The organism is Bradyrhizobium sp. P5_C11_2, from assembly GCF_054049755.1.
Map to the genome: position 1 here is coordinate 1 of NZ_JBFULT010000502.1, position 5605 is coordinate 5605.

Annotated in this window: 6 protein-coding genes; 4 read left to right on the forward strand and 2 right to left on the reverse strand. The window is 64.0% G+C overall.

Annotated elements, in window-relative coordinates:
- On the reverse strand, positions 1 to 381 hold a 381-nt coding region (locus tag ACXJL8_RS32215), incomplete at its 3' end, for a YcgN family cysteine cluster protein (RefSeq protein ID WP_456686236.1).
- 293 nt (positions 382 to 674) lie between these two features.
- Here ACXJL8_RS32215 and ACXJL8_RS32220 point away from each other — a divergent pair.
- From ACXJL8_RS32220 to ACXJL8_RS32230, 3 genes are read left to right on the forward strand one after another with little or no spacing between them, the layout of a single operon-like run.
- A complete protein-coding gene (locus ACXJL8_RS32220; protein WP_456624070.1) occupies positions 675 to 2972 on the forward strand; it encodes a transglycosylase domain-containing protein in 2298 nt (765 codons plus the stop codon).
- Between the two features lie 9 nt (positions 2973 to 2981).
- Positions 2982 to 3560, forward strand: a complete 579-nt coding sequence (locus tag ACXJL8_RS32225; protein WP_456624071.1) for a DUF1214 domain-containing protein — start codon at positions 2982 to 2984, stop codon at positions 3558 to 3560.
- On the forward strand, positions 3557 to 4141 hold the full coding sequence (locus ACXJL8_RS32230; protein WP_456624072.1) for a DUF1254 domain-containing protein: 585 nt from the start codon (positions 3557 to 3559) through the stop codon (positions 4139 to 4141). Before ACXJL8_RS32225 ends, ACXJL8_RS32230 begins: the two co-directional genes overlap by 4 nt.
- A gap of 174 nt (positions 4142 to 4315) precedes the next feature.
- Here the strand turns inward: ACXJL8_RS32230 and ACXJL8_RS32235 are convergent, their stop codons facing one another.
- Positions 4316 to 4582, reverse strand: coding sequence for a hypothetical protein (locus ACXJL8_RS32235; protein ID WP_456624073.1), 267 nt, complete (start codon positions 4580 to 4582; stop codon positions 4316 to 4318).
- A gap of 258 nt (positions 4583 to 4840) precedes the next feature.
- Here ACXJL8_RS32235 and ACXJL8_RS32240 point away from each other — a divergent pair, with 258 nt between their 5' ends.
- Complete coding sequence (locus ACXJL8_RS32240; protein ID WP_456624074.1) at positions 4841 to 5494, forward strand: hypothetical protein; 654 nt, start codon at positions 4841 to 4843, stop codon at positions 5492 to 5494.
- Positions 5495 to 5605 lie beyond the last annotated feature (111 nt).

The window sequence follows — 5605 nt, forward strand, 5'->3', positions numbered from 1 at the left end:
CTCATGCACGGTGTTGGGATCACCGGACACCAGAGGATGCCACCAATAGAGATCGCGCCCCTCGGCCACGAGCTTGTAGCCGCAGCTCGGCGGCAGCCAGTTCAGGGTGCGGACATTGGCCGGGGTCAGGCGGACGCAGTCCGGAACCTTGTCCGAGCGATTCGGGTAGTCCTTGCAGCCGCAGGTCGCCCCATCGAGCAGCTTGCAGCCGACATGGGTGAAATAGATCTGGCCGGTGTCCTCATCCTCGAGCTTGTTCAGGCAGCAGCGCCCGCAGCCGTCGCACAGGCTCTCCCATTCGACGTCCGACATCTCTTCCAACGTCTTGGTTTTCCAGAAGAATCCATCCTGGTCTGAAGGTCGTTTGCGAGCTGCGGTCATGCGCCTCAACAAGATTCGAAAGAGCTACGGCTAACGCCATCTAGGGCGTGCGGCGAGGATGCTGCAAGCAGCACCCCCGTGAGGCCCGTAATGACCCGGGGTCAATTAGGCCTGTTGTTCAAAATCCCGAGCGTGACCATTGGTTTATAGGCCCCGCTCGGCTAGAAGGAACAGCAAGTCCCCTCGGACGCGAACCGGGCGCCTTGGGTTTGCCGCAACATTCCCGCAAGACGTCTCGATGCCGCCCCGGCCGGGTGCTTGAACGCTTTCGAACCGAGCCTCAAGGGTTCTAGGTGCGCCAGATCATACCACCGCATTGGAAGGCCAGGGTCCGGAATTTCTTCCTGGATCTCGATGCGCGCATCGACTCCTCGCTGTTCTCCTCGGCCAAGGGCATTCGCGAGCTCTACGAGCGCTATTCGACCTTCATGGACCGCTTCTATGTCGGGCGGTGGAAGCGCTGGGTGTTCATCGAGCCGCTGTCGGAGGCCGCAACCCTCGGGCTCGGCGGACTGGTCGTGATGCTCACGCTCGCCATCCCCGCCTTCCGCGAGACCGCGGATGAGGACTGGCTGAAGAAGTCCGACCTCGCGGTGACCTTCCTCGACCGTTACGGCAACCCGATCGGCAGCCGCGGCATCAAGCACAACGACTCGATCCCGCTGGAAGACTTTCCGGACGTGCTGATCAAGGCGACGCTCGCGACCGAGGACCGCCGCTTCTACGAGCATTTCGGCATCGACATCGCCGGCACCGCGCGCGCCCTCGTCACCAACGCCCAGGCCGGCGGCGTCCGCCAGGGCGGCTCCTCGATCACCCAGCAGCTCGCCAAGAACCTGTTCCTGAGCAACGAGCGCACCATCGAGCGCAAGGTCAACGAGGCCTTCCTCGCGGTCTGGCTGGAATGGCGCCTGACCAAGAACGAGATCCTCAAGCTCTACCTCGACCGCGCCTATATGGGCGGCGGCACTTTCGGCGTCGACGGCGCGGCGCATTTCTACTTCAACAAATCCGCGCGCGACGTGACGCTGGCGGAAGCCGCGATGCTCGCCGGCCTGTTCAAGGCCCCGACCAAATACGCGCCCCACATCAACCTGCCCGCGGCGCGCGCCCGCGCCAACGTCGTGCTCGACAATCTCGTCGATGCCGGCTTCATGACCGAGGGCCAGGTGTTCGGCGCCCGCCGCAACCCGGCCTTCGCCGTCGACCGCCGCGACGAGGCCTCGCCGAACTACTATCTCGACTACGCCTTCGACGAGATGCGCAAGCTGGTCGATACCTTCCCGAAATCCTACATCGAACGCGTCTTCGTGGTGCGCCTCGCGATCGACACCAACGTGCAGAAGGCGGCCGAAGACGCGATCGAGAACCAGCTGCGCCAGTTCGGCCGCGACTACCACGCCACCCAGGCCGCGACCGTGGTGTCCGACCTCGACGGCGGCATTCGCGCCATGGTCGGCGGCCGCGACTACGGCGCGAGCCAGTTCAACCGCGCCACCGACGCCTACCGCCAGCCCGGCTCGTCGTTCAAACCCTACGTCTACACCACCGCACTCCTCAACGGCTTCACGCCGAACTCGATCGTGGTCGACGGCCCGGTCTGCATCGGCAATTGGTGCCCGCAGAACTATGGCCATTCCTACTCCGGCGCGGTGACGCTGACCCAGGCGATCACGCGCTCGATCAACGTCGTGCCGGTGAAGCTGTCGATCGCCATCGGCCAGAAGGAACAGCCGAAGGCGCCCAACCCCGCCAAGATCGGCCGCGCCAAGATCGTCGAGGTCGCGCGCCGCTTCGGCCTCAAGGCGCCGCTGCCCGACACGCCGTCGCTGCCGATCGGCTCGGACGAAGTCACCGTGCTCGAGCACGCGGTGGCCTACGCGACCTTCCCCAACAGGGGCCGGGCCGTGACGCCGCATTCGGTGCTGGAGGTGCGCACCGGCGCCGGCGACCCGGTCTGGCGCTGGGACCGCGACGGTCCAAAGCCGCGGCAGGCGATCCCGGCCTCCGTCGCCTCCGACATGGCCGGCATGATGAGCCACGTCGTCAGCGAAGGCACCGCCCGCCGCGCCGCCCTCGACGGCATTCCGACCGCGGGCAAGACCGGCACCACCAACGCCTATCGCGACGCCTGGTTCGTCGGCTACACCGGCAATTTCACCTGCGCGGTCTGGTACGGCAATGACGACTATTCGCCGACCAACCGCATGACCGGCGGCTCGCTGCCGGCGCAGACCTGGCACGACATCATGGTCGTCGCGCATCAGGGCGTCGAGGTCAGGGAAATTCCCGGCATCGGCATGGGCCAGAAGCTGCCGCCGCAGCCGATGGCGGCGCAGGCCAATGCCGCGCCGAAGGTGCTGGAGACCAAGCCCGGTCCCCCGCCCGTGCTGACCAAGCGCGGCGCCGATATCCTGGTGCGCGTCGAAAAGCTGCTCGATGACGCGGCCAGGACCGCGGTGAAGACGACGTCCGACGAGACGGCGAAGCCGGCCAAGCCGGCGGCGGCCTCGAGCGCGCTCGCCTTCCCGCAGAACTATGCAGCCGAGACCGCGGGGAATGCGGGCTCATCCGCGCCACGCAAGAACTGATCGAATCCCGTGCGGCTGATCCTGATCACATTGACGGCCCTTCTGCTCGCAACCGTGGTCGGCGTCGGCGCGACCTGGATGACGACGACGCGCGGCACCGAGATCGGCGCGCTGACCATCGGCCCGTGGACCGCGCGTCCGCGCACCGGCACCGCCGACGTCGATCCCTATTCGCGCGCCACCATCGTACGCAACGGCGAGCTGCCGATCGGCACCGGCGACGGCGTCGCCTTCACCGCGACCGCCGACGACAGGAAGAAGGCGCTCGACGGCCGCTGCGACGTCGTCGTCTCCGGCGTGACGCCGCCGGCGCGGTTCTGGACGCTGACGCTCTATGACCGCAAGGGTCATCTCGTCGCCAACTCGCTGCAACGCTACGGCTTCACCAGCCAGGAGATCGTCCGCCAGTCCGACGGCACGTTCGAGATCCGCATCGCCTCGCGCTCGCGCGCCGGCAACTGGCTGCCGACCGGCGGCATCGAGCGCTACGCGCTGATGCTGCGCCTCTACGACACCCCGGTCGGCGTTGCGACCCGCACCCAGCGCGATGCGCCGATGCCGACGATCACGACGGTGGGCTGCTCATGATCCGCCTCGCTTTTACCATCGTCGCCGGTGTCGTGCTGGGCCTCGTCGTCCATCTCGTCAGCGTGCTGGCGCTGCCGCGGATCGCGACCCAGGACGCCTATTCGCGGCTGACGCCGATGACGAAGCTCAACGGCGTCACCCAGTTGCCCCTCGCCGATCCCGGCACCTCGCCGATGCCGTTCATGGATCCGGCCTTTGCGCTCGCGATCTGCCGCTACGATCTGTCGAATGGGCCGATCAAGCTCGCGGTGCCCGTCAGCCAGGCCTATACCTCGGTGTCGTTCTACACCCGCAACGAGATCGCCTATTACGCCATCAACGACCGCTCGGCGGGCCGCAAGGTGATCGAGCTCGACCTGATGACCGAGGCGCAGCACAACGAGCTGCCCGAGGACGAGGAGATCACCGCGGCCGACCGCCTGATCATCGACTCGCCGAGCACCACGGGCCTGATCGTGATGAAGGCGCTCGCCGCCGAGCCCGGCCTGATGCCGCAGGCGCAGAGCACGCTGGCAGCCGCGACCTGCGCGCCGCAGACCGAACCGCCGGCAAAGGCCGAGGCGCCGCGCGGACGGCGCTGAGCTGACCTTTTAGGCGCGCTCAAACCAAAAAATGTGACAAACAACCCCATGCACAGTAGCGGGGGCATTGAAACTATTTGCTATTTTGGTTCGCGCCAAACCGGCGTTTGGTGGACTGGGGCATCCCTGCCCGTCGCACAGTTCAGCTTTGACTCGTCGGGCAAAACACTGGCACTATGGCATCATCGAAAGTTCGTAACGCCCGCGCGGAGAAATCCGGCGCGGGTTTTTCATGTCGAAGGAGATTGCTGTGATCGAAGGATCGTTCCCCACAGCAAGCCATGGCACCAATCCAGCAAGACCAGCACTGGAGCTGATGGGTGGCCTGCTGGATGCGCGATGTGTCTGTTCGGACAATCCGAGAGCGGCGAAGACGGCAGCGTGATCGATTGCGTTCGGAAGGGTTTGATGGCTGGCCTGGATCAGCCCGCTGACCAGCATGCGGGAACACGCAGCTTCCGCTTTCGCCTCTAGCGGACATTGTCGAGCTCAAAGCCAACGTCAGCTTTTGGGCCCGAAGCGGACCTTGCCCCGCTTCATTCAAAATTGAACATTTTCCGACGCGGAAGGTTGATGTATTTTGTCTATGCAACCGTGACGCTACCAACGTCGAAGGCGAAGGAGACTATCAGGTCTCTACAGCTAGGAGATCTCGTTGACCGAGCCCAGTGAACGCTATCTGATCATGAGGTCTTCGAGGTGACCACGAGTGTTGCGCCGGTTGAACACATGTTGAATGGCAGGCGGCGCCTCGCGATCTTGTTTGCTTTGGTACTTGCGACAATCGCACAATCGGCCGCTGCCGAAGAGATCACCGGTTCGCAAAAAGATCCAGTTGCGTTGAACAATCGGCTAGCTACCCCGGTCGAGTTCTTGCGAAACTTCAAATATGCGCTCGATAATGACTTGTTTCTGCGCGAAGGATTCTACTCGGACGAGAACCTGAAGAAGTTCTTTGCTGCGACAAGAATTTCATGGATCGAGAAGAACCTCCCCGAGCGACAAAGCGGAGACATAATCTGCCAGTCCTCCTTCGGCATCAGTCTGGCTTTCGGGACGACGGGCAAGAGGAGTGACCCGACCGCGCGCGTGAGATATGGCGGCGGTAGCCTCGGTGCGAAACTGGCGGCCGATCAGGTGATTGAGCTGTTCGGGGCCCCCATGAAGGTGACAAACCCGTATGCGGCGGAAAGTCCTGCGCACCCGTCGGCGCTGATGCGGAAGACTCACGAACTTGGCAATCTCTCCATTGAATACCGATTTGAACGTTCGACGAGCACTGCGTCATTCTCGTGCCTGATGAACGGCGACGGATCAATCAATCGATGCAACTTCAGCAACGCGGAGAAATAGCACATTGCTGCGCGAGTTCATGAGGCTCTATGCAGTTGCCGTAACTGCCAGCGCGTACAGAAAATGCAGGATGTCTGCTGTTGGCCCTTCGGCGAAGTGGCGGCGTCGCTC

What these genes read in the sequence shown, in the direction of transcription:
- ACXJL8_RS32235 (WP_456624073.1), bottom strand. Translation starts at nt 4,582, where the DNA reads ATGCTGGTCAGCGGGCTGATCCAGGCCAGCCATCAAACCCTTCCGAAC.
- ACXJL8_RS32230 (WP_456624072.1), top strand. Translation starts at nt 3,557, where the DNA reads ATGATCCGCCTCGCTTTTACCATCGTCGCCGGTGTCGTGCTGGGCCTC.